The 22,523-nt window shown below is 30.3% G+C and carries 13 protein-coding genes; 10 read left to right on the plus strand and 3 right to left on the minus strand.

All coding sequences use genetic code 11. From position 1 onward, the window contains the following. Positions 1 to 68 precede the first annotated feature (68 nt). Together IFB02_RS04860 and IFB02_RS04865 are read right to left on the minus strand one after the other, a co-directional pair. Positions 69 to 575 (minus strand): nuclear transport factor 2 family protein, encoded by a 507-nt coding sequence (locus IFB02_RS04860; protein WP_106687942.1) that lies wholly within the window; start codon positions 573 to 575, stop codon positions 69 to 71. A gap of 2 nt (positions 576 to 577) precedes the next feature. Continuing rightward, complete coding sequence (locus IFB02_RS04865; RefSeq protein ID WP_106687943.1) at positions 578 to 1,099, minus strand: hypothetical protein; 522 nt, start codon at positions 1,097 to 1,099, stop codon at positions 578 to 580. 155 nt (positions 1,100 to 1,254) lie between these two features. Here IFB02_RS04865 and IFB02_RS04870 point away from each other — a divergent pair, with 155 nt between their 5' ends. The 4 genes from IFB02_RS04870 to IFB02_RS04885 all read left to right on the plus strand — a co-directional run bounded on the left by IFB02_RS04870 (position 1,255) and on the right by IFB02_RS04885 (position 6,163). After that, positions 1,255 to 2,208, plus strand: coding sequence for an NAD-dependent epimerase/dehydratase family protein (locus IFB02_RS04870; RefSeq protein WP_106687944.1), 954 nt, complete (start codon positions 1,255 to 1,257; stop codon positions 2,206 to 2,208). Between the two features lie 151 nt (positions 2,209 to 2,359). Then, a complete protein-coding gene (locus IFB02_RS04875) occupies positions 2,360 to 3,709 on the plus strand; it encodes a sugar porter family MFS transporter (RefSeq protein ID WP_106687945.1) in 1,350 nt (449 codons plus the stop codon). Next, on the plus strand, positions 3,696 to 5,282 hold the full coding sequence (locus IFB02_RS04880; protein ID WP_106687946.1) for a glycoside hydrolase family 32 protein: 1,587 nt from the start codon (positions 3,696 to 3,698) through the stop codon (positions 5,280 to 5,282). Before IFB02_RS04875 ends, IFB02_RS04880 begins: the two co-directional genes overlap by 14 nt. Before the next feature lie 2 nt (positions 5,283 to 5,284). Further along, entirely contained in the window at positions 5,285 to 6,163 is an 879-nt protein-coding gene (locus tag IFB02_RS04885; RefSeq protein WP_191073084.1) for a carbohydrate kinase family protein, read from the plus strand. Here the strand turns inward: IFB02_RS04885 and IFB02_RS04890 are convergent. Next, positions 6,152 to 7,177 (minus strand): LacI family DNA-binding transcriptional regulator, encoded by a 1,026-nt coding sequence (locus IFB02_RS04890; protein ID WP_191073085.1) that lies wholly within the window; start codon positions 7,175 to 7,177, stop codon positions 6,152 to 6,154. The genes IFB02_RS04885 and IFB02_RS04890 overlap by 12 nt on opposite strands. A gap of 297 nt (positions 7,178 to 7,474) precedes the next feature. Between IFB02_RS04890 and IFB02_RS04895 the strand changes: the two genes are divergently transcribed. From IFB02_RS04895 to IFB02_RS04920, 6 genes are all read left to right on the plus strand, one after another. Next, positions 7,475 to 10,444 (plus strand): SusC/RagA family TonB-linked outer membrane protein, encoded by a 2,970-nt coding sequence (locus IFB02_RS04895; protein WP_191073086.1) that lies wholly within the window; start codon positions 7,475 to 7,477, stop codon positions 10,442 to 10,444. 11 nt (positions 10,445 to 10,455) lie between these two features. Next, entirely contained in the window at positions 10,456 to 12,060 is a 1,605-nt protein-coding gene (locus tag IFB02_RS04900) for a RagB/SusD family nutrient uptake outer membrane protein (protein WP_106687950.1), read from the plus strand. A 165-nt stretch (positions 12,061 to 12,225) separates the two neighbouring features. Next, complete coding sequence (locus tag IFB02_RS04905; RefSeq protein ID WP_223878873.1) at positions 12,226 to 15,429, plus strand: VCBS repeat-containing protein; 3,204 nt, start codon at positions 12,226 to 12,228, stop codon at positions 15,427 to 15,429. Beyond that, entirely contained in the window at positions 15,410 to 15,979 is a 570-nt protein-coding gene (locus tag IFB02_RS04910; RefSeq protein WP_191073088.1) for a hypothetical protein, read from the plus strand. Before IFB02_RS04905 ends, IFB02_RS04910 begins: the two co-directional genes overlap by 20 nt. 11 nt (positions 15,980 to 15,990) lie before the next feature. Next, positions 15,991 to 19,290 (plus strand): VCBS repeat-containing protein, encoded by a 3,300-nt coding sequence (locus IFB02_RS04915; protein ID WP_191073089.1) that lies wholly within the window; start codon positions 15,991 to 15,993, stop codon positions 19,288 to 19,290. 2 nt (positions 19,291 to 19,292) lie between these two features. After that, positions 19,293 to 22,517 carry a VCBS repeat-containing protein gene (locus IFB02_RS04920; RefSeq protein ID WP_106687953.1) on the plus strand — a complete coding sequence of 1,075 codons (3,225 nt, stop codon included), beginning with the start codon at positions 19,293 to 19,295 and terminating at the stop codon, positions 22,515 to 22,517. Positions 22,518 to 22,523 lie beyond the last annotated feature (6 nt).

Below are 22,523 nucleotides of genomic sequence, written 5' to 3' on the forward strand. Positions count from 1 at the left end.
TAATGTATTTTAGATAACAAACTGATAAACAGAGCTTTTTTAACGTCAAATGAGATTTTTTAGAGTATTTATTCGGTTTTATTTAAAAGCTTTTCTTTGTAAATACTATCTGCTTCTTGTTTAATTCTTACAACTTGTTTTACATCTGGATTAGGAATGGTTATAGATAACACATAATGTTTTACTTTCCATCCATCATTTGTAAGTTCCATTATTCCAGATCCTCTACAAATTTCCATTTGTGTATCTAGCAGCTCGTCAAACCATGCTAAATTTTCAGATTTATTTAAATACACATTTCGTTGTAAAGCTTTAAAAGACCATGCTTTTCCTTTTTCAAAATAAGGTTTACAAAATGTTTTAAATTCTTCTAATTGCCAATTTTCGGAAGCATCTGTACCAATAAATACAGCATCTTCTGTCATTAGATTAAAGTAAGCGTTAAAATCGGCTTTAGATGCAGCGTTATGCCAATCGTCAATTATATTATTTATTTTATGTTTTAAAGTGTCTTGTCCATGAACGATTATTAAAAAAAAAGTAAATAAGATTGTTAAATAGTGTTGTGTTTTCATAACTAATAAGGTCTTTCTATGTTTTGACTATCTTTTTCTACTTTTTTATTTATTTGAAGATTTAAATTAGAAAAAGCGACAAAAACTTCTTTTACTGCCAGTAACTTCTCTTTTTTGGATATTGCTTGAAGTGCAACAAGTCCTTTTAACTTTAATAATTGAGTTTTTAAAGCTAATACACGTGCTTGTATAGATTGAGTTTTTATTGGTTCTGGAATTGTGTTTTCTAAATCTTTAATTGCAGAATTAAACACTTCTATATCCGCTGTAAAAAAACTAAAATCCGCTTGCTTTAAACTCTCGACAGCATCAGCTATAGTAATATATGGCTGCCAAGATGCCATTACTTTATCTGTTTTAATATCTAAACCAATATCTGTAAAATTAATTTGTTTTAAATCTTCTTTTGAAATTGAAGTAGAATCTAATATTTCTGTAGTTATATCTTCATTTACTTCCTTATTATTTTTTTTACAACTAACACTTAAAATGCAACAAATTATACAGATACAAATAGTTTTCATAAACAAATAATTATTATCAAAACAAATATAACTGATACTAATTGTAATTCTTAATTATTAACTAATCTTTTGTTGTAATTTTTAGCATTTTTTTATTGAAATATCTTTAAAAATGTTCTTATTTTTGAACAAAAATTTGCATAATTCATTACTAAATGAGTGAAAAAATATTAATTATAGGAGCTTGTGGACAAATTGGATCTGAGTTAACCTATAAACTTAGAGAAATATACGGCAACCAAAATGTTATTGCTAGTGATATAAATTACAATAATCTTGAATTAGTTAACTCTGGTACTTTTGAGATTATAGATGCTATGGATTATGCTTCACTTAAAATATGCTGTGAAAAACATAATATAGATACCATTTATCTTATGGCTGCAATACTAAGTGCAACCGGAGAAAAATACCCAATGAAAGCATGGGATTTAAATATGCAATCCTTATTTCATGTTCTAAATTTAGCAAAAGCTAAAGCAGTTAAAAAAATCTTTTGGCCTTCTAGTATTGCTGTATTTGGACCTACAACACCTAAACAAGATACGCCACAACGTACAGTTATGGAGCCAACTACTGTTTATGGTATTACTAAACAAGTTGGAGAACGATGGTGCGAATATTACCACGAAAAATACGATGTAGATGTTAGAAGCTTAAGATATCCAGGATTAATTAGTTGGAAAACCTTACCTGGTGGAGGAACTACAGATTATGCTGTAGAAATTTACCATGAAGCTTTAAAAACTAACAGTTACGAGTGTTTTTTATCTGAAGACACAGAACTACCAATGATGTATATGGATGATGCGATAGATGCTACAATTAAATTAATGACCGCAAATCCAGAACAAGTAAAAATAAGATCTTCTTACAATCTATCTGGAATTAGTTTTACACCAAAACAAATTGCTAATTCTATAAGAAAACAACTACCAGAATTTAAAATAACTTACAAACCAGATTTTAGACAAAATATAGCAAACTCTTGGCCTAGTAGTATAAATGATTCTAATGCAAGAAAAGACTGGAATTGGAAACACAACTTTGATTTAGATAATATCACAAATCAAATGCTTAGCAATCTTAAATCTAAAAGAACTGATTAACAGTGTTTTATTTCTGTTTTTAAAGAAAATTTATAATTCTGCACTAAAATTTACTAAAACGTTTTCGTGTTTAAATAACCAAGTTTAAACTACGTAGTTTGTTTAATTGAGAGCTATTCAATTAATTTAGCCTTAACTAAACAAACTAACTATGAAAAGTAAAACAACCTTTTGGTCGTTAACTGTTGCTATTGCTGGATTTTTATTTGGCTTTGATACAGTTGTAATCTCTGGAGCAAACGAACCAATCAAAGCACTTTGGAATACCTCTCCTTTATTTCACGGGACATTTATTATGTCTATGGCGTTATGGGGAACAGTAATTGGCGCTTTACTTGGCGGTATTCCTGCAGATAAATTTGGTAGAAAGAAAACATTATTCTGGATTGGAATTTTATTTCTAGTTTCTGCTTTAGGATCTGCGTTTGCAGTAGACAAATACTCATTTTCATTTTTTAGGTTTATAGGCGGAATTGGCGTTGGAGCATCGTCTGTAGTTGCACCTATGTATATTTCAGAAATTTCAAGTGCTAAAAACAGAGGTAAACTAGTTGCTTTATACCAGTTTAATATTGTCTTTGGAATACTAATCGCCTATTTTTCAAACTTATGGCTACAAGGTTTTGATGGAGCAAATGATTGGCGATGGATGTTAGGTGTAGAAGCAATTCCTGCTTTAATTTATTGTGTTATGATTTTAGGCGTACCTCGAAGTCCGCGTTGGCTTACAATAACAGCTAATAATCACGAAGAAGCTTTAAAAATCCTTAAAATAACTCACGATAATAACGAAGCAGAAACCAAACTAGATGAAATAAAAAAAGAAATAAACACAACGGAAAAAAACACAACTAGTGTCTTTAAGAAAAAATATAACTTTCCTTTATTACTAGCGTTTCTTGTTGCCTTTTTTAATCAATTATCTGGCATAAACTTTCTTCTATATTATGCACCAGAAATTTTTGGTAGAGCAGGCATAGAAAACCCATTTTTAGCATCAGTCTATGTTGGTGTAGCCAATCTAATTTTTACAATATTAGGCATGTCCTTAATTGATAAATTTGGCCGAAAACAACTATTAATAATAGGATCTATAGGTTATATAATTAGTCTATCTGTAGTAGCTTGGGCTTTTAAAGTTAGTGCAGATGCTGTAATCCTACTTACATTTATTATTTTATTTGTGGTTTCTCATGCAATTGGTCAAGGTGCAATAATTTGGGTGTTTATTTCAGAAATTTTCCCTAATAAAGTAAGAGCTATGGGAAACTCCTTTGGATGTGGCACACATTGGGTTTTCGCAGCAATAATAACATTAATCACACCTGTATTTTTAGATAAAAATGAAGGCATCTTTAACGATAATCCTTGGCCAATATTTGCATTTTTTGCCTTTATGATGGTATTACAACTTGCATTTGCATTGTTTATAATGCCTGAAACTAAAGGAATCTCTCTTGAAGATTTAAGTAAAAAACTTGTCAAAGATGAAACTAATTAAATCGCTTCTTTTTTTATCATTAATAATCATGTCTTGTAAAGAACAAACTAATACTAAAGAATACCAAGTTATGTCTTTTAACGAAGAACAATTATATAGACCAAATTTTCATTTTACACCACAAAATAACTGGATGAACGATCCTAACGGAATGTTTTATTTAGATGGCGAATATCATTTATTTTTTCAATACTATCCTGAAGATAACATTTGGGGACCAATGCATTGGGGACACGCAATTAGCAACGATTTAATTACTTGGGAAGAGTTACCAATTGCGCTTTACCCAGATGATTTAGGGTATATTTTTTCTGGAAGTGCAGTTGTAGATATTAATAATACAAGCGGATTTGGTAAAGATGGCAAAACTCCAATAATCGCGATGTTTACTTACCACGATGCTATCGCAGAAAAAAAAGGCAAAATAGATTACCAAACTCAAGGTATTGCTTATTCTTTAGACAAAGGAAGAACTTGGACAAAATATAGTGGTAATCCTGTATTACCTAATCCGGGAATAAAAGATTTTAGAGACCCAAAAATATATTGGGACCAAGATCACAACCAATGGTTAATGACGTTAGCAACCTACGAGAAAACATTTTTTTACAGTTCTAAAGACCTAAAAAAATGGGATTTACTATCAGATTTTGGTGAGTTTTTAGGTAATCATGATGGTGTTTGGGAATGCCCAGATTTTTTCCCTATTACTATTAACGGTACAGATACAAAAAAATGGGTTTTACTTCAAAGTATAAATCCTGGTCATATAAATGGCGGATCTGGAACACAATATTTTGTAGGAGATTTTGATGGAAAAACTTTTAAATTAGATACTATTTTTCAAAATCAACTAGAAAAAAAAGAAGCAATATGGTTAGATTTTGGTAGAGATAATTACGCTGGTGTAACTTGGTCAAATATACCTAAAGAAGATGGAAGAAAACTATTTATTGGTTGGATGTCTAATTGGGAATACGCGCAACAAGTCCCTACTAAAAAATGGCGAAGCGCTATGACAACAGCTAGAACTTTAGAACTAGAATTAATAAATAACCAATACTTTTTAACGTCTAAACCTGTTAAAGAATTAAACACATATCTAAATAAAATATCTACTACAAAAGACGTCAAATTAATAGGTAACAAAAACATTATAAATAATAATAGTGACCTATTAAATAAAGCGTCTGTGTATTTAAAAATTTCAGATTTAAAGGAAGATGTTTACACCCTAAAATTATCTAACTCTAAAAATGAAGTGGTAGAATTTGGATTAAACAACATAAACAATAACGTTTTTATTGACAGGTCTAAATCTGGTGATTTAAGCTTTTCTAATAAATTTGCAAATAGTGTTTCTAAAGCGACGTTAGATGAAACATTGACTGAAATTGATATTCACATCTTGATTGATAAAACTTCGGTTGAAATATTTTACAATAATGGTACTACAGTTATGACAGAAATATTTTTCCCTTCAATACCTTTTGAAAATTTAGATTTATATACAAAAAACAAGTCTACTTCAATTATAAAAACATTAGAAATAAGCCAAATAAACTCAAAATAAATATGAAAACCTTTACTTGTTTTGGCGAAGTCCTTTGGGATGTATTTCCTGATCACCAAATTATTGGTGGCGCACCATTAAATGTTGCATTAAGATTAAAATCTTTCACAAAAAATGTTTCAATTATTAGTGCAATTGGTAATGATAATTTGGGCGAGCAATTATTAACCTACTTAGATAGTAATGATTTAACCTCAAAATATATACAAACAAACAATAATTATCCAACAGGACAAGTTTTGGTGACTCTTGATCAAAATGGATCTGCAAGTTACGATATTAAAAATCCGTCTGTATGGGATTTTATATCTACTAACCAAAGTAATATTGACTTAGTAAAAACTAGTGATGTATTTATATATGGTAGTTTGGTCTGTCGTAATTCCACTTCAAAAAACACATTATTTACTTTGTTAGAACATGCAAAATTTAAGGTTTTTGATGTTAATTTAAGAGCGCCTTATTATGAATTTGAAACACTTTTTAAATTAATGGATTTTGCAGATTTTATTAAGTTTAATGATGAAGAATTAGAACTAATCTCAAAAGAAATAAATACAGGCTTTTCAACTATAGAAGATAATATGAAAGCCATTTCTAATACATTTAATGCTTCTCATGTTTGTGTAACAAAAGGAGATAAAGGCGCTATATTATTAGTAAATGGTAAATTTTATGAAAGCAAAGGATATAAAGTAAAGGTAAAAGATACGGTTGGTGCTGGCGACTCATTTCTTGCTACACTAATTTATCAAATACAAAGCTTTGGTAATTATGAAAAAGCTATAGATTATGCCTGCGCAATTGGTGCGTTAGTAGCAGGATCTAATGGCGCAAATCCTAAATTAAATCAAGAAGAAATAAATAACTTAATGCTTTAAAGTAGAGTCTCTAATAATTACTTTTGTTGGTATTTCGACAGTTTCGTAGATAACATTCCTGTTATTTTTGTGATCATCAATTTCTTCTAAAAGCATCTTAAAAGCTGCTTCTCCCATTTCATAACCTGGTTGATTTACAGTAGACAATCTTGGTGTTGTAATTTTTGTTAAAAACCAATTACTAAAACCTATAATCGAAATATCTTCAGGTATGCTTAACCCTAATTCTTGAAGTCTAACTAATGCGCCTGTTGCTAATAAATCTGTCATAGCAAAAACACCGTCTATATCTTTGTGATTTCTATAAATATCTTCTGCAATCTCTTTACCATCTTTAAAAGACAAGTTTTTAGTTTCAAAAACTAAATTATTATCAAACTCAATATTAAAATGTTTAAGAGCTCTTTTATACCCTTTAAATCTGTCAATTGTAGTTTGTGGTTTTAATGGTCCTCTTATATGAGCTACTTTTTTACAACCACTTTCAATAAGGTGTTTAGTGGCATCAAAAGCAGCTTTTTCGTCATCTATTACTATTTTATGACAATTAATTAGTTTAGATATTTTATCATATAAAACAACTGGTACGCCACTATCTTTTATATGTTTAACATGTTTGTGATCTACGGTATTATCTGCTAAAGAAATTAAAATTCCGTCTACATTTTTGTTAAGTAATAATTCTATTTGTTTTTTTTCAACCTCATATTTCTCATCAGATTGTAAGGTAATTACTAAATAACCTTCTTTTTCTGCAGCTTTTACAACACCTAAAATAATATTAGCAAAAAAATGATGTACGATTTCTGGAATAATTAAGCCTATAATTTTAGACTCTTGGTTTCTTAAACTTTGTGCATAAGAATTTGGCGTGTAGTTAAGTTTTTCTGCCAATTCCTTCACCTTCTTTTTAGTTGCAAAACTTATGTCTGGATAATCTTTTAAAGCTTTAGAAACTGTTGCTACCGATAAGCCTAATGTAGCAGCAATTTTACTTAATGTAGGTTTAGACATTTATTTTAAGAAAAATTTAAAGTTTAACATATTAGCAATATATCAATAAAATAATACTAATTCGCAATAAATTTCATTAAATATTTATGCAAATCAAACTTTTAAAGCCTTATAAATACTGAAATGACAACACCGAAAACTTTTCGATAACGTTTTCGTTAAAAAAAAGAGGTGTTTTTTTGAGAATATCTTTTTTTAATGCCGAAAAAAAATAAAATTCGTAAATTGATTAACATTAAATTAACAATAATGTTTATCTTAATTAAAAGAATTAGTAACTAATTAACTAAATCAAATATGAAAAACAAATTACTTAAACAAGTTTGGCTGCTATGCCTATTGCTTTTTGGAGGTTTTGTTTCGGCGCAGACAGTTACGGGTACTGTATCTGAGGCAAATGGACCTTTACCTGGTGTTAACATCATTGAAAAAGGGACTTCCAATGGAACTCAAACCGATTTTGACGGTAATTATTCTCTTGATTTATCATCAAGTAATGCCACATTAGTCTTTAGCTATTTAGGGTATACAACTCAAGAAGTTGCCGTAAATGGTCAAACAAGTATTAACATTACCTTACAAGAAGATGCTGCACAGTTAGCAGAAGTTGTTGTAGTTGGTTATGGTAGTACAACAAAAAAAGAAATTACTTCGGCTGTAACCAAAGTAGATGAAGAGTCTTTTAACAAAGGTACTATTAATAGTCCTTCAGAGCTTTTACAAGGTAAAGTTGCAGGTTTAAGTATTTACAACAAAGGAGGAAATCCTAACGAAGATGCTGTAATTAGATTAAGAGGTATCTCTACAGTAGGATCTAACTCGTCTCCTTTAATCGTTATTGATGGTGTAATTGGTGCATCATTAAACAATATTGACCCAAGTGATATCGAAAGTATGACGGTATTAAAAGATGGATCTGCTGCAGCAATCTATGGTTCTCGTGGTTCTAGTGGTGTTATTATTGTAACTACTAAAAAAGGTAAGTCTGGTGCTACTCAAATTAGTTATAACGGATCTGTAGCTTCTGCAACTATTGCAAATACAGTAGATATTATGAGTGCTGATGAGTTTATTGAAGCTGGTGGAGTAAATTTAGGAAGTAAAACAGATTGGTTAGATCTTGTAACAAGAAATGCCATTACTAACGTACACAACTTTGCAGTTTCTGGAGGATATGACGATACTAATTTTAGAGTATCTACTAACTTTAGAGATGCACAAGGTATATTAGATGGATCTGGATTTAAGCAATTTAACACAAGATTTAATGGTAAAACTGCTTTTTTAGATGACAAATTAAAAGTAGATTTTAATGCATCTTACACAAAGCGTGATAGTGATTTTAGTTTTAATGATGCATTACGTTATGCTATATTATACAACCCAACAGCTCCTGTATTTGGAGATGATTCACCATACGACTTTAACTCACCTCAATACGGTGGATATTTTGAAACATTAGGTTTATTTGACAGTTTTAACCCTGTTTCTATTATAAACCAAAATTCAAACACTGGAAGAAGAACAGAGTTTACTTACAGTGCAAACTTAAAATATTTACTTACAGACGATATTACTCTTAACGGATTATATTCAGAACAAATTTCAAATTATACAAACCAAGAGTATTACAGAACTACTTCTTTATATAGAGGTAATGCTGCAAGTCCAGACAGAAAAGGTCGTGCAAGAAAATACACTGGTGAAAGTAGATTTAAATTATTTGAGATCTATGGAGATTGGAATAAAGATTTCTCTGACAAGTTAAATGTTAAATTAACTGGAGGATATTCTTGGCAACAATCAAACACTAGTGATTACTTTATTAGTGTTGGTGGATTTGCTAATGAAGACACTGCAGGTTTAGACTTTGATAATGCTTTAGAATTTTCTAATGAATTAATAGTACTATCAAGTGATTTAGATATAAACAGTAATAAATCTCCTGACCAACGTATTATCGCTTTCTTTGGTAGATTAAATGCTACTTGGGACGATGCTATATTCTTTAACGCTTCATTACGTCAAGAAGGTGCTACTATTTTAGGAGAAAACAATAGATGGGGATTATTTCCAGCTTTAGGTTTAGGTGTAGATTTAAATAAGTATTTAAATTTAGACGGTACAGATTTATTTAAAGTACGTTTAGGATATGGTGTTACAGGATCTTTACCATCTACATATGGTCGTTCTCAAAACCAATACGGTTTATTAGGAAGCGCAGTAAGTTTAACTGTAGCAGGAAATCCTGATTTAAAATGGGAAGAAAAAGCTGAAACCAACTTAGGTATCGAATATAACGCTGGTAGATTTACTTCTACATTAGATTTATATACTAGAAAAGTATCTGACTTCATATTAGAAGTACCAGCAGATATTGCTGTATACGGTGTTGGAACAAGAGTAGAAAACGTTGGAGATTTGTCTACAAAAGGTTTAGAATTAGCTGTTAATTATGACATTATTAAAAAAGACGATTTAACTTATAACTCTGGAATAGTATTTTCAACTTACAAGTCTACTTTAGATAAATTTAATGGCGCTAGAACTTTAAGAGGTAACTTAGGTGCTCCAGGACAAAACGATACAGCTGTGATATTAGTTGCAGAAGGTGAAGAGATTGGTCAAATTTATGGTGCACTATGGGATGGAACTGTTACTAATGGTAGCCAAAACTTTGTAGATGTAAATGGTGATGGTAGTATAGATGTAAACCAAGAAATTGGAAATGTAGGAGACGGAGATTTAACTAAGTTAGGTAAAGGTATTCCTGATTTTGAATTAGGTTGGTCACACTCTTTACAATATAAAAACTGGGATGTAAATGCATTTTTTAGAGGTGCTTTTGGACATAGTTTAGTAAATAACTTTAGAGTATTTTATGAGCCAAGAGTTGGTTCTCAAGGATCATACAACTTAGTTAATACAGAATATGCAGATCCTAATATTACTAATGCTAAATTCAGCTCATTATATGTTGAAAAAGCAGATTTCTTAAAATTAGATAACATTTCTGTAGGATATACTTTTGATATTAAAGAAAACAATTATATAAAAGATGTTAGATTATCTTTAAGTGCTCAAAATTTATTCACTATTACAAATTATTCAGGTGCAGATCCAGAACCATCATTAACAGATAGAGGATCTATAGATAACGGAGGTTTCTTAACTCAAGCTCCAGATCCCTTAACACCTGGTATAGATAGAAGATATAATTACTTCGCGTCAAGAACAGTAACTTTTGGCGTTAATGTTAATTTTTAAAATAAAACACTATGAAAAATATTTATAAATCAATTTTATTCTGTGGCTCTCTTCTATTATTAGGAAGTTGTACAGATTTAGATGAAAATTTGGTAGGAGACCCAAACTCGGAGTTTACAATTCCATTACCAGAATCATTTGATGGTGGTGGACCTGGACCAAGTGATGCTTTAAGTAATGCATTTAACCAATTAAGAGAATCAGGCTCTGCAAACCATGGTGGATACTGGTCTGTTCAATCTGTATCTACAGATGAAATGGCAGTAACACAAAAAGGTGGAGACTGGTATGATGGTGGTATTTGGATAGATATGCACAGACATACATTTACATCTACTAATGGACCAATAAATGGAGCTTGGGGACAACAGTACACAGCAATTGCTGCTTGTAACTCTTCAATAGCTGATGGCGGATTAGATGCAAATCAAATGGCTCAAGCAAAAACTTTAAGAGCATTTTTCTATTACAGATTATTAGATATGTATGGTAGAGTAAAATTAATTACTACTCCTGGAGTAGATGCTCCACAATCTACCAGAACAGAAGTATTTGATTTTGTAGAGAGCGAATTGTTAGATGCCTTAGGTATTTCATCGGTATCTGCAACTATGGACTTATCATCTAGTCCATTGACTACAGCTCAAGATCCATACAGAGTAAACCAGTTTGCAGCGTTAGGATTATTAGCTAAATTATATTTAAATGCTGAAGTTTACACAGGTACAGACAGATATTCTGAAGCTTCTATTGCTGCTAGTTATGTAATTGATAATGGAGGTTATATGCTTTGTGATACTGGTTGTACAGTAGAAAATGTAGGAAAAAGACCTGGTGTAGATACTGATCCTGATATGTTAGAAGGATATGCAGCAGTATTTGCTCCTAACAATTTCAACAATCCTGAAATAATTTGGTCAATACCTTATGACAATGTTGCAGGACCAAATATGAACTTTGCGCAAATGTCTTTACACTATTCAAGTCAATTTACTTGGAATTTAGCAAATCAACCTTGGAATGGTTATTCTGCATTAGAGGATTTCTATAATTCTTATGATGATGCTGATGCTCGTAAAACAGCTAACTTTATCGTAGGTCCTCAATTAGATGCTGGTGGATCTGCTATATTAGATTATGCTGCAACAGATGGTCAACTTGAATTAGACTATACTCCAGATATTAACGAGTTAGAGCCAAATGCATCTAGAAAAGGTGGTGCAAGATTAGGAAAATTTAGCTTCCGTCAAGGACAACAGGATAATATGGATAACGATTTCCCTATAATCAGACTTGGTGATTTATACTTAATACGTGCTGAAGCAGACGCAAGAGTTGCAGGTAACTGGAACATGGCGTTACCTGATGTTAACACTATTAGATTACGTGCTGGAGTACCTGTATTAAATACTATTGATGCTGATGAATTCTTAGCTGAAAGAGGTCGTGAAATGTTTATGGAAGTTACTAGAAGACAAGATTTAATCCGTTTTGGAAAATGGGGAGATTCTTGGTGGGAAAAGACAAACTCTGATAACTTTAGAACTGTATTCCCAATACCTCAAGAACAAATTGATGCTTCTGATGGTAGTTTAACACAAAATCCAGGATACTAACAACAAATAACTAACTAACAAACTAAGTTTTTGTTTATATTTAAAACGGGTTAACCAGCTTTTGGCTAACCCGTTTTATTAATTAATAAGTATAGTTTATAATTGAAATATTTATCATACATAATCATAGTATTTACACTTTATTCTTGTACTAAGAAAAATGAAGTGGAATCTAATTCACCTTCATCTTTATTTAAAATTAAAGATAGTACTAACATTACTTTTGCAAACACACTTATTGAAACCGAAACGTTAAACCCTTATACTTATAAAAACTTTTATAATGGTGGCGGAGTTGCAATTGGAGACATAAATAATGATGGATTAGAAGATATATTTTTCACAGGTAATTTGGTAAACAACAAACTTTATTTAAATAAAGGAAACTGGAAATTTGTGGATATTACTAATAAAGCCAAAGTAGCAAGTGATGATGTATGGTCTTCTGGAGTTACTTTTGTCGATATAAATCACGATGGGTTTTTAGATATATATGTTTGTAAAGCTGGTCCACCAAGTAACAAACCTAACAGACATAACGAATTATTTATTAATAATGGTGACCTGACCTTTACAGAACAATCAAAAAAATATGGATTAGACTTTGTAGGTTTAGCTGTACAAGCTAATTTTTTTGATTACGACAAAGATGGAGACTTAGACTGCTACCTACTTAATAACTCAATTAGATCGGTAGGAAATTACGATTTAATAAAAGACCAACGTTTAAAATCTACTACATCGGGTAATAAATTTCTTAAAAATGAAAATGGTGTATTTGTAGATGTAACAGAAGAAGCAAATATATATTCTAGTGCAATAGGATTTGGATTAGGAATTACTGTAAGTGATTATAATAATGACGATTGGCCAGATATATTTATTTCTAATGATTTTTTTGAAAGAGATTACTTATACATCAATCAAAAAGATGGTACGTTTAAAGAAAATCTTCAAAACCAATTTAATTCAATTTCTATGGGATCTATGGGCGCAGATGCTGCCGATTTAGATAACGATTCTAACATAGACATAATGGTTACAGAAATGTTACCAAAATCTTTAAATAGACAGCGTACTAAGACATTATTTGAATCTTGGAATAAATACGACTTGGCAGTAAAAAAAGGATATCATCATCAATTTTCAAGAAATGCACTACATAAAAATTTAGGAGATAGCACGTTTCTAGAAATAAGCAGATTTTCTAATGTTGCAGCTTCAGAATGGAGTTGGGCATCTTTGTTATTTGATGCCGATAATGATGGTTACAAAGATATTTTTATAAGTAATGGTATTGTAAAAGATTTATTAGATAGAGACTACTTAGTTTATATGGCTAATGAAGATCAAATAAGAGAAATGATTAAGAATGATAAAAATGTAATGGAAAAACTTATCAATCTAATGCCTTCTCAACCAGTATCTAATGCGGCTTTTAAAAACTTAGGTGATTTTCAATTTGAAGACGTTGCTAAAAAATGGGGATTAGAACAACCTAGTTTTAGTAATGGTAGCGCTTACGGAGATCTTGATAACGATGGTGACTTAGATTTAGTAGTAAACAATATAAATAGTGAAGCGTTTATTTACGAAAACACAACAGATACAACAACCAACAAAAGCATAACAATAAAACTTAAAGGTAGTAACCAAAACACAAAAGCGATTGGCGCAAAAGCAGAAATTTATTACAACAATACTTATAGCGTATTAGAAAACTATCCTTCACGAGGTTTTGAAAGCTCAATTTCAAACCACTTATTATTTGGAGTCAACAATTCCAACAAAATAGACAGCTTAATAATTACTTGGCCAAACAATACGGTTACAAAAGTTTCAGATTTAAAAACCAATAAAACTTATGAGTTTTTTCAAGATGAAGCAAATACAACTACACAACAAAACAACACTAAGGACGATCAAATATTAAAATCTGTAACGCCAATATTTAATTTCATTCATAATGAAAATCACGCAGTAGATTTTAATCGCGAACAGTTATTACCAGAAATGTATAATAACGAAGGTCCAAAAATGATTACTGCAGATATCAATAACGACAACATATTAGATATCTATATTTGTGGTGCTAAGGGACAATCTGGCAAGCTATTTATATCCTCAAAAAACAATATCTTCAAAGAAGTAACACAACCATTTTTAGCAAATGCTAAATCGGAAGATACTAACGCTATCTTTTTAGATAGTGATAATGATGGAGATTTAGATCTTTACGTAACTAGTGGAAGCAAAGAATTTTCAAAATTTGATTTTTCATTAAATGATAGATTATACGTAAATGATGGAAATGAAAATTTCACGATATCAAACACAGTTTTACCATTTAAAACACCTATAAGCACATCGGTTGCAACTGCTTACGATTACGACCAAGATGGAGATTTAGATATATTCTTGGGCGAACGTTTTAAAGTTGAAACCTATGGCTTACCAGCAAGCGGTTATATCTTAAAAAATAATGGTAAAAATAATTTCGAATTAATTCAACCTAAAGCATTACAAAACATAGGTTTAATTACAGATGCTGCTTGGGAAGACTTTAATAATGATGGTGTTAAAGACTTGATAATAGTTGGTGAATGGATGCCAATTTCAATATTTATAAACCAAAACGGAACATTAGTCAATAAAACCGAAGATTATGGCTTTAAAGACACAAATGGATTCTGGAAAACATTAAAACTAGCAGATGTTAATCATGATGGTAAAACAGATATAATTGTTGGTAATAAAGGGACTAATACATTTTTTAAAGAAGGGCTAAAAATGTTTGTCTCAGATTTTGACAATAACGGTAGCGCAGAACAAATTATTTGTCATCAACTAAACGACAAATACTATCCTATATTGGATAGAGACGAACTTATTGCACAACTACCAAGCTTAAAACAAAAGCTTTTATATTATAAAGATTATGCTAACGCAGATATTAACTCTATTTTTTCTGAAGAGCAATTAAATAAAGCTTATAAAACACGTATTAACCGTGTTAAAACAAGCCTATTTTTAAATAAAAATAATACATTTAAAGAGTTTAAGTTACCAAGTCAAATACAATACTCTAATGTAGAAGCAATAGAAGTTTTAGATGCAAATAATGATGATTTTAATGATATTATTTTTGGAGGAAATCAATACTTAGTAAAACCACAATTTGGTCGACAAGATGCTTCTAAAGGCTGGATCGTTTATGGAGATAAAAAACAACCATTTAAAACAGCCAAATCATTAAATATTAATGGGCAAATTAGAGATTTTAAAACTTTAAGATTAAATAATAAAAACTACATTCTAACAACAATTAATAATAGCAGCTTAAAATTTTATGAAATTCTACACAACTAAATTTACGTTACTTTTCTTAATTCTAGTAAGTGTTTCTTGTCAATCAGACTACACCAAATTAGTAAAGTCTGAATTAAACAGTGGTAAAGAATATAACACCATTTTTCATGGGTTAAAATTTGGTCAATCTCAAAAAGAATTTTTTGAAACCTGTTGGAATCTAAACAAAAAAGGATTGGCTACTCATGGTGGAAACAACCAAAATGTAAAAATTGTTTTACAACCAGAAGACAGTACAAAAACAACAGAAAAAATAAACATGTTGTTCTATCCTAAATTTAGTCCAGAGAATAACATTATTGCAATGGATGTAACGTTTACTTATGTAGCCTGGTCACCTTGGAACGATAATTTAAAATCAGAGCAATTATTTCCGGTAATTAAAGACAGTTTATTAAAATGGTATCCAGGTAACGATTTTATAAACGTTAAAAATGTACTAGTTAAAGTAGATGGCAATAGACAAATTCAACTAAACAAATCATCAGACAAAGATGTTTCTGTTGTAATAGAAGATTTAGCCTATAAATATAACAACATGAAAAAGTAATAAATTTCCTTATGAAATTAAAAACTATAATATATACACTTTGTACAGCTTCTATCCTATTTTCTTGTAAAAATAAAGAGGAAAACACAAAAAACGAAACCCAAAACGAAGCACCACAATTTCAATTGTTAGATGCTGCTACAACAGGTATTAATTTTGAAAACAACTTAGTATCAACAGACGAATTTAACGTATACCGTTACCGAAATTTTTATAATGGTGGCGGCGTATCTATTGGAGATATTAATAACGATGGTTTACAAGATATTTACCTAACCTCTAATCTCAATCAAAATAAACTTTATCTAAATAAAGGTAATTTTAAATTTGAAGATATTACAGACAAAGCAAAAGTTGGAGGCACAAAAGCATGGTCTACAGGAGTATCAATGGTAGATATAAATGCAGATGGATTTTTAGATATTTATGTATGTAACTCTGGAGATGTTAAAGGAGATAATAAACAAAACGAATTCTTTATCAATAACGGTGATGGCACATTTACAGATAAAGCCAAAGAATTAGGATTAGACGACAAAGGATTTTCTACACACGCATCGTTTTTCGACTTTGATAACGATGGTGATTTGGATGTTTATCTTCTTAATAATTCCTATCAATCTATAGGATCATTCAACTTAAAGAAAAACGAACGACCAAAACGTGATGTTTTAGGTGGTGATAAACTATTTGAAAACAAAGAAGGTAAATTTATAGATATAAGCGAACAAGCTGGTATTTATGGTAGTGTTATAGGATTTGGTCTTGGTGTAACTGTTGGAGACATGAATAATGATGGCTGGCAAGACATTTATGTTTCTAACGATTTTTTTGAGCGTGATTACCTTTACATAAATCAAAAAAATGGCACGTTTAAAGAAACACTAACAACCTCTTTAAATTCTATTAGTGGTGCATCAATGGGAGCAGATGCTGCAGATATTAACAACGATGGATACAATGATATTTTTGTAACCGAAATGCTACCTAGTGAATACGAAAGACTTAAAACAGTTACCACTTTTGAAGATTGGAATAAATATCAATACAACGTAAAAAACGATTATTTCCATCAATTCACAAGAAATATGCTTCAGCTAAACAATAGTAATTTAACCTTTAGCGAAGTTGGTCGATTTAGTGGTGTAGAAGCATCAGACTGGAGTTGGGGCGCATTATTTTTTGACATGAACAACGATGGTTTAAAGGATTTATATATCGCTAACGGTATATATAAAGATCTTACCAATCAAGATTACTTAAAGTATGTGTCTAACGAAGAAGTTGTACAATCCATAGTATCTGGAAATCAAGTAAATTATAAAAAATTAATAGACATTATTCCTTCCAATAAGGTTAAAAATCACGCCTATATTAATCAAGGCGATTTACAATTTAAAAGAACTTATAACGGATTAAATACAGAAAGCTTTTCTAACGGATCTGCTTATGGCGATTTAGATAATGATGGCGATTTAGATGTTGTAGTAAACAACGTTAACATGCCATTATTTGTGTATCAAAACACATTAGAAGACACTAAAACCAACTATTTAAAAGTTATTTTAAAAGGTGAAGGAAAAAATCTAAATGGTATTGGTGCAAAATTAAAATTAACTACAAAAAACAGTACTATATTTTTAGAACAACAACCTGTTAGAGGTTTTCAATCCTCTATGGACTTTAGGCCTAACTTTGGATTTACAGATACCGAAAATTTAATGCTAACCGTAACATGGCCAAGCGGAAAAGTTTCAACAATTAAAAATCCTAAACCAAATACTACCATTACTGTAGATGAAAAAGATGCGGTTAATAACAATCAAATTACTACAGCAACAGATGAAACTGCAGTTTTTAGTCCTTCTAAAAACATAATCGATTTTAAACATAACGAAAACAATTATGTAGACTTTAATGTTGATAGACTTTTACCTTTTATGAGAAGTGCCGAAGGACCTAAAATGAGTTTAGGCGACGTAAATGGTGATGGACAAACAGATATTTACATTGGTGGATCTAAAGGATTTACAGGCTCATTATACCTTCAAAACAACAACAGTTTTAAACGAAGTAATACAACTGTTTTTGATAGACAAAAATCTTCTGAAGATGCTGAAAGCTTATTTTTTGATGCCGATAATGATGGAGATTTAGATCTTTATGTGTGTAGCGGTAGTGTAGAAACTTCAAAGTATAGTTCTAACTATCTTGATAAATTATATATAAACGATGGTAAAGGTAATTTTACGGTTTCACCTCAACTTTTACCAACGTCTGAAGGATTTCATAGTACAAGTACAGTTACATCTGCGGATATTGATAATGATGGAGATTTAGACTTATTTGTTGGCGAAAGAACAATTCCTAATGCATACGCGCAACCAGGATCTGGTTATCTTTTAATTAACGACGGTAAAGGTAATTTTAAAGAATCTTCCTCTACTCTAGCCCAAGATTTTAAAGATTTAGGCATGATTACAGATGCCATTTTTGTTAATCTTAATACCGATGAATATCCAGACTTAATAGTTATTGGAGAGTTTATGGGTATTCAGATGTTCGAAAACAAAAAAGGCTCATTCCATAAATTAAAAGACCATAAACTAGCACAACTAAAAGGTTGGTGGAATACTATTGAAAAAGCAGATCTTGACAACGATGGTGATTTAGATTTAATTGTTGGTAATCACGGATTAAACAGTCGTTTTAAAGCTAGTAAAACACAACCTATAAAACTATATGCAAACGATTTTGATGGTAATAGTTACGTAGATCCTATTTTAGGATTTACAGCAGATAATGGTAAAGAATATCCTTACGCACTTAGACATAACTTGGTAGATCAATTAAAGTATTTATCTAAACGTTATCCAGATTACGAATCGTTTAAAAACGCAACAATACAGGATATATTTTCTGCTTCAGAGCTAAGCTCTAGTGTGCAATTAGAAGCAAACACGTTAAGTTCTGTGATTCTAATCAACCAAGGAAATTTTGAATTTGATGTTAATCCATTGCCATACCAAGCGCAATTATCTCCAATCTATGCTATTTCAACTTCAGATTTTGATAAAGACGGTGATTTAGACATAGTTTTAGGAGGAAACTTATTTGGTGTGATGCCAGAGTTTGGTCGTTACGATGCCTCTTTTGGTAATTATTTAGAAAATCTAGGAGATGGTAATTTTAAACAGTTTAAAACTGGTAAAGGATTAAATGTAAGAGGTCAAATAAGAGATATTAAGGTTTTAAACAATAAAGTATTTATCACTAAAAATAACGACTCTTTAGAAGTCTACAATTATTAATTATGGTTAAAAAATTAATCTTTATTTTCTTGATAATTGTTAGTTGTGCAAAAGAAAACAAAAAAGAAACACAAAACGAAAGCACAACCAAAAATGCACCATTTAACGTTGTAAAGCCTGAAAATTCTGGTTTAAAATTCAATAATCAATTACAACAAAATGGAAATTTAAATATCATTGAATACTTATATTATTATAATGGTGGCGGCGTTGCAATTGGAGATATAAACAACGACGGACTTGAAGATATTTATCTAACAGCCAACCAAAAAGCAGACAAGTTATTTTTAAATCAAGGAAATTTAAAATTTAAAGATATCTCTTTAAATAGTGGTATTAGTAAAGATAGTACTTGGTCTACTGGAGTAACTATGGCAGATATAAATAACGATGGTTTATTAGATATTTATGTTTGTAAAGTTGGTAACTACAAAGGGTTAAAGGCTAAAAACGAACTTTATATTAATCAAGGAAATAACACATTTACAGAACAAGCAAGTAAATACGGATTAGATTTTAGTGGTTTTTCTACACAAGCATCTTTTTTTGATTACGATAACGACGGAGATTTAGATATGTATTTAATGAATCATTCAATACATACAACACACTCTTACGGTAATATCAAATTAAGAGAAAAATCTGATGAGCAATCAGGTGATATTTTATTTGAAAACAAACAAAACGCAGGTCAAATAAAGTTTGAAGATGTAACAAAATCTGCAGGAATTTATAATAGCGCGTTAGGTTACGGGCTTGCGCTATCTACAGCAGATGTTAATAATGATGGCTATTTAGATATTTACGTTGGTAACGATTTTCATGAAAACGATTATCTGTACATTAACAATAAAAACAAAACATTTACAGAAGCTAGTACAGACTATTTTAACAACACTTCAAGATTTACAATGGGTGTAGATATAGAAGATGTAAATAATGATTTATTGCTAGACATTTTCACCTTAGATATGATGCCTTACAATTCTGAAATATTTTTAAAATCTGGCGGAGAAGATACAGATAAGATCAATCAGATTAAAGAGTCTTTTGGATTTCAGCAACAATATGCGCGTAATCATTTTCAACTTAATAACGGAGATCATTTTTCAGATGTCGCACTAATCACCAATACTTATGCGACAGATTGGAGTTGGTCACCTTTAATTTTAGACTATAATAACGATGGTTTAAAAGATATTTACATAACAAACGGTATTTACAAAAGACCTAACGATTTAGATTATATTAAATACTTAAGCACTGTAGATTTTGCAAAATATAAAGACACAGAAGCAGATCAAATTGAGTTTAAGTTAATTAATACAATGCCTACTTTAAGCTTACCAAATGTTCTTTTTACTAATAAAGATCAATTAAGTTTCGAAAAAACTAAAGTAGACAATAACAACTTAGCAACCTATTCTAATGGTGCTGCTTATGCAGATTTGGATAACGATGGAGATTTAGATATTGTAGTTAATAATTTAAATGAAAACGCTACACTTTTAGAAAACACAACTACTAATAGTAATTTTTTAAATATTGAATTAAAAAACTCAGAAAATAACTTAAACACAAATGGTGCTAAAGTTTATGTTTACACTAAAGACAACACGTATTTAAAACAACAAATAACAGTAAGAGGATTTTTATCAAGTTCTTCAAGAAATGTTCATTTTGGATTAGGTAAAAACAATACTGTAGATTCTGTAGCAGTAGTATGGTTAGATGGATCTAAAACAGTAAAAAAGAACATTAAAATTAACGCGAACACTACTATTTTTAAAGAGAATACAACTAATTTTAGTGTTACTACAAAAGACAGTAAAACAGCGTTAATTCCTTTTAATTATACCCATAAAGAAAATACTTACTTAGATTATGATCGCGAAAGTTTAATCCCTGAAAACTTATCTAAAGAAGGTCCATCTGTTGTAAAAGCAGATTTTAATAAAGATGGTTTAGAGGATTTATTTATTGGCGGAGCAAGAGACCAACAACCTTCACTATATTTTCAAGATAAAAACGGAGATTTTAACTTACAAAACGTAGAGGCTTTTATAAAAGATAATATCTATGAAGATGTAGATGCTGTCGCATTAGATATCGATAATGATAAGGATCTTGACATATATGCTTTAAGTGGCGGAAATGATTTTCCAGAAGGTGATCCATTATTAGAAGATCGTGTGTATATAAACGATGGAAAAGGGAATTTTACAAGATTACAGTCTAAACTATTAGCTACCAATGGTGGATCTGTCTCTAGTGCAGATTTCAATAAAGATGGCTATCCAGACTTATTTATTGGTAACAGGTCTATTCCTGGCGCATATGGATTAACACCATTTAGTTTTATCTTAAAAAACAAAGGAAATAACACTTTTGAAATTGTAAGTAAAGCTAGAATGGGAATGATTACAGATAGCCAATGGGCAGATCTAGAAAATGATGGTGACGTAGAGCTTGTTCTTGTAGGAGATTGGATGCCAATACGCGTGTTTAGTTATACAGAAGAGCAAAAATTTATAGACAAAACTATAGATTATGGCTTAGACAAAACTAATGGGTTATGGAATACTGTAACATTAACAGATCTAAATAACGATGGAAAATTAGATATTCTTGCAGGTAATGTAGGTTTAAATTTTAAATGGAAAGCTAGTCTTGAAAAACCTGTTTTAATGCATTTAGATGATTTTGATAAAAATGAAACCTTAGATCAAATAATTTTCTATGACTATTTTGGAACATATGTTCCTTTTGCTTCAAAAGATAAATTGATGCAGCAATTACCAATGTTAAAGAAAAAATTCACGACTTATAATTCCTTTTCTAACGTAAAATCTATAACCGATTTATTTGATAAAAAGGAGATATTAGAAACTAAAAAGTTATACGAATTAAGAAGTATGATTTACTACAATCAAGGTAAATCGTTTAAAGCTGTTTCGTTACCAAATCAAGCACAATTAAGCAGTATAGAAGACTTTACTGTTAGTAATAATAACATTTATTATGTAGGGAATACAAATAGTTTTGTAACAGAACTTGGACAAAATACAGCAAATCCTGGTGGAATAATTAACTATCAAAATTCATTAAATAATAAAGCTATTAATTTACCAAAGGAATTTATTGGCAGAAAAATTATTAACTTGGATAATCATCGCTTTTTAACAATTTCTAATAACAATAAATCTTACATTGTAAAACAGAATTAATTAACA

The organism is Mesoflavibacter profundi (assembly GCF_014764305.1).
GTDB lineage: Bacteria > Bacteroidota > Bacteroidia > Flavobacteriales > Flavobacteriaceae > Mesoflavibacter > Mesoflavibacter profundi.

Coding starts and splice junctions, on each gene's coding strand:
- IFB02_RS04865 (WP_106687943.1), bottom strand. CDS start 1,099: ATGAAAACTATTTGTATCTGTATAATTTGTTGCATTTTAAGTGTTAGT.
- IFB02_RS04880 (WP_106687946.1), top strand. CDS start 3,696: ATGAAACTAATTAAATCGCTTCTTTTTTTATCATTAATAATCATGTCT.
- IFB02_RS04900 (WP_106687950.1), top strand. CDS start 10,456: ATGAAAAATATTTATAAATCAATTTTATTCTGTGGCTCTCTTCTATTA.
- IFB02_RS04885 (WP_191073084.1), top strand. CDS start 5,285: ATGAAAACCTTTACTTGTTTTGGCGAAGTCCTTTGGGATGTATTTCCT.
- IFB02_RS04915 (WP_191073089.1), top strand. CDS start 15,991: ATGAAATTAAAAACTATAATATATACACTTTGTACAGCTTCTATCCTA.
- IFB02_RS04870 (WP_106687944.1), top strand. CDS start 1,255: ATGAGTGAAAAAATATTAATTATAGGAGCTTGTGGACAAATTGGATCT.
- IFB02_RS04920 (WP_106687953.1), top strand. CDS start 19,293: ATGGTTAAAAAATTAATCTTTATTTTCTTGATAATTGTTAGTTGTGCA.
- IFB02_RS04910 (WP_191073088.1), top strand. CDS start 15,410: ATGAAATTCTACACAACTAAATTTACGTTACTTTTCTTAATTCTAGTA.
- IFB02_RS04875 (WP_106687945.1), top strand. CDS start 2,360: ATGAAAAGTAAAACAACCTTTTGGTCGTTAACTGTTGCTATTGCTGGA.
- IFB02_RS04895 (WP_191073086.1), top strand. CDS start 7,475: ATGAAAAACAAATTACTTAAACAAGTTTGGCTGCTATGCCTATTGCTT.
- IFB02_RS04890 (WP_191073085.1), bottom strand. CDS start 7,177: ATGTCTAAACCTACATTAAGTAAAATTGCTGCTACATTAGGCTTATCG.
- IFB02_RS04860 (WP_106687942.1), bottom strand. CDS start 575: ATGAAAACACAACACTATTTAACAATCTTATTTACTTTTTTTTTAATA.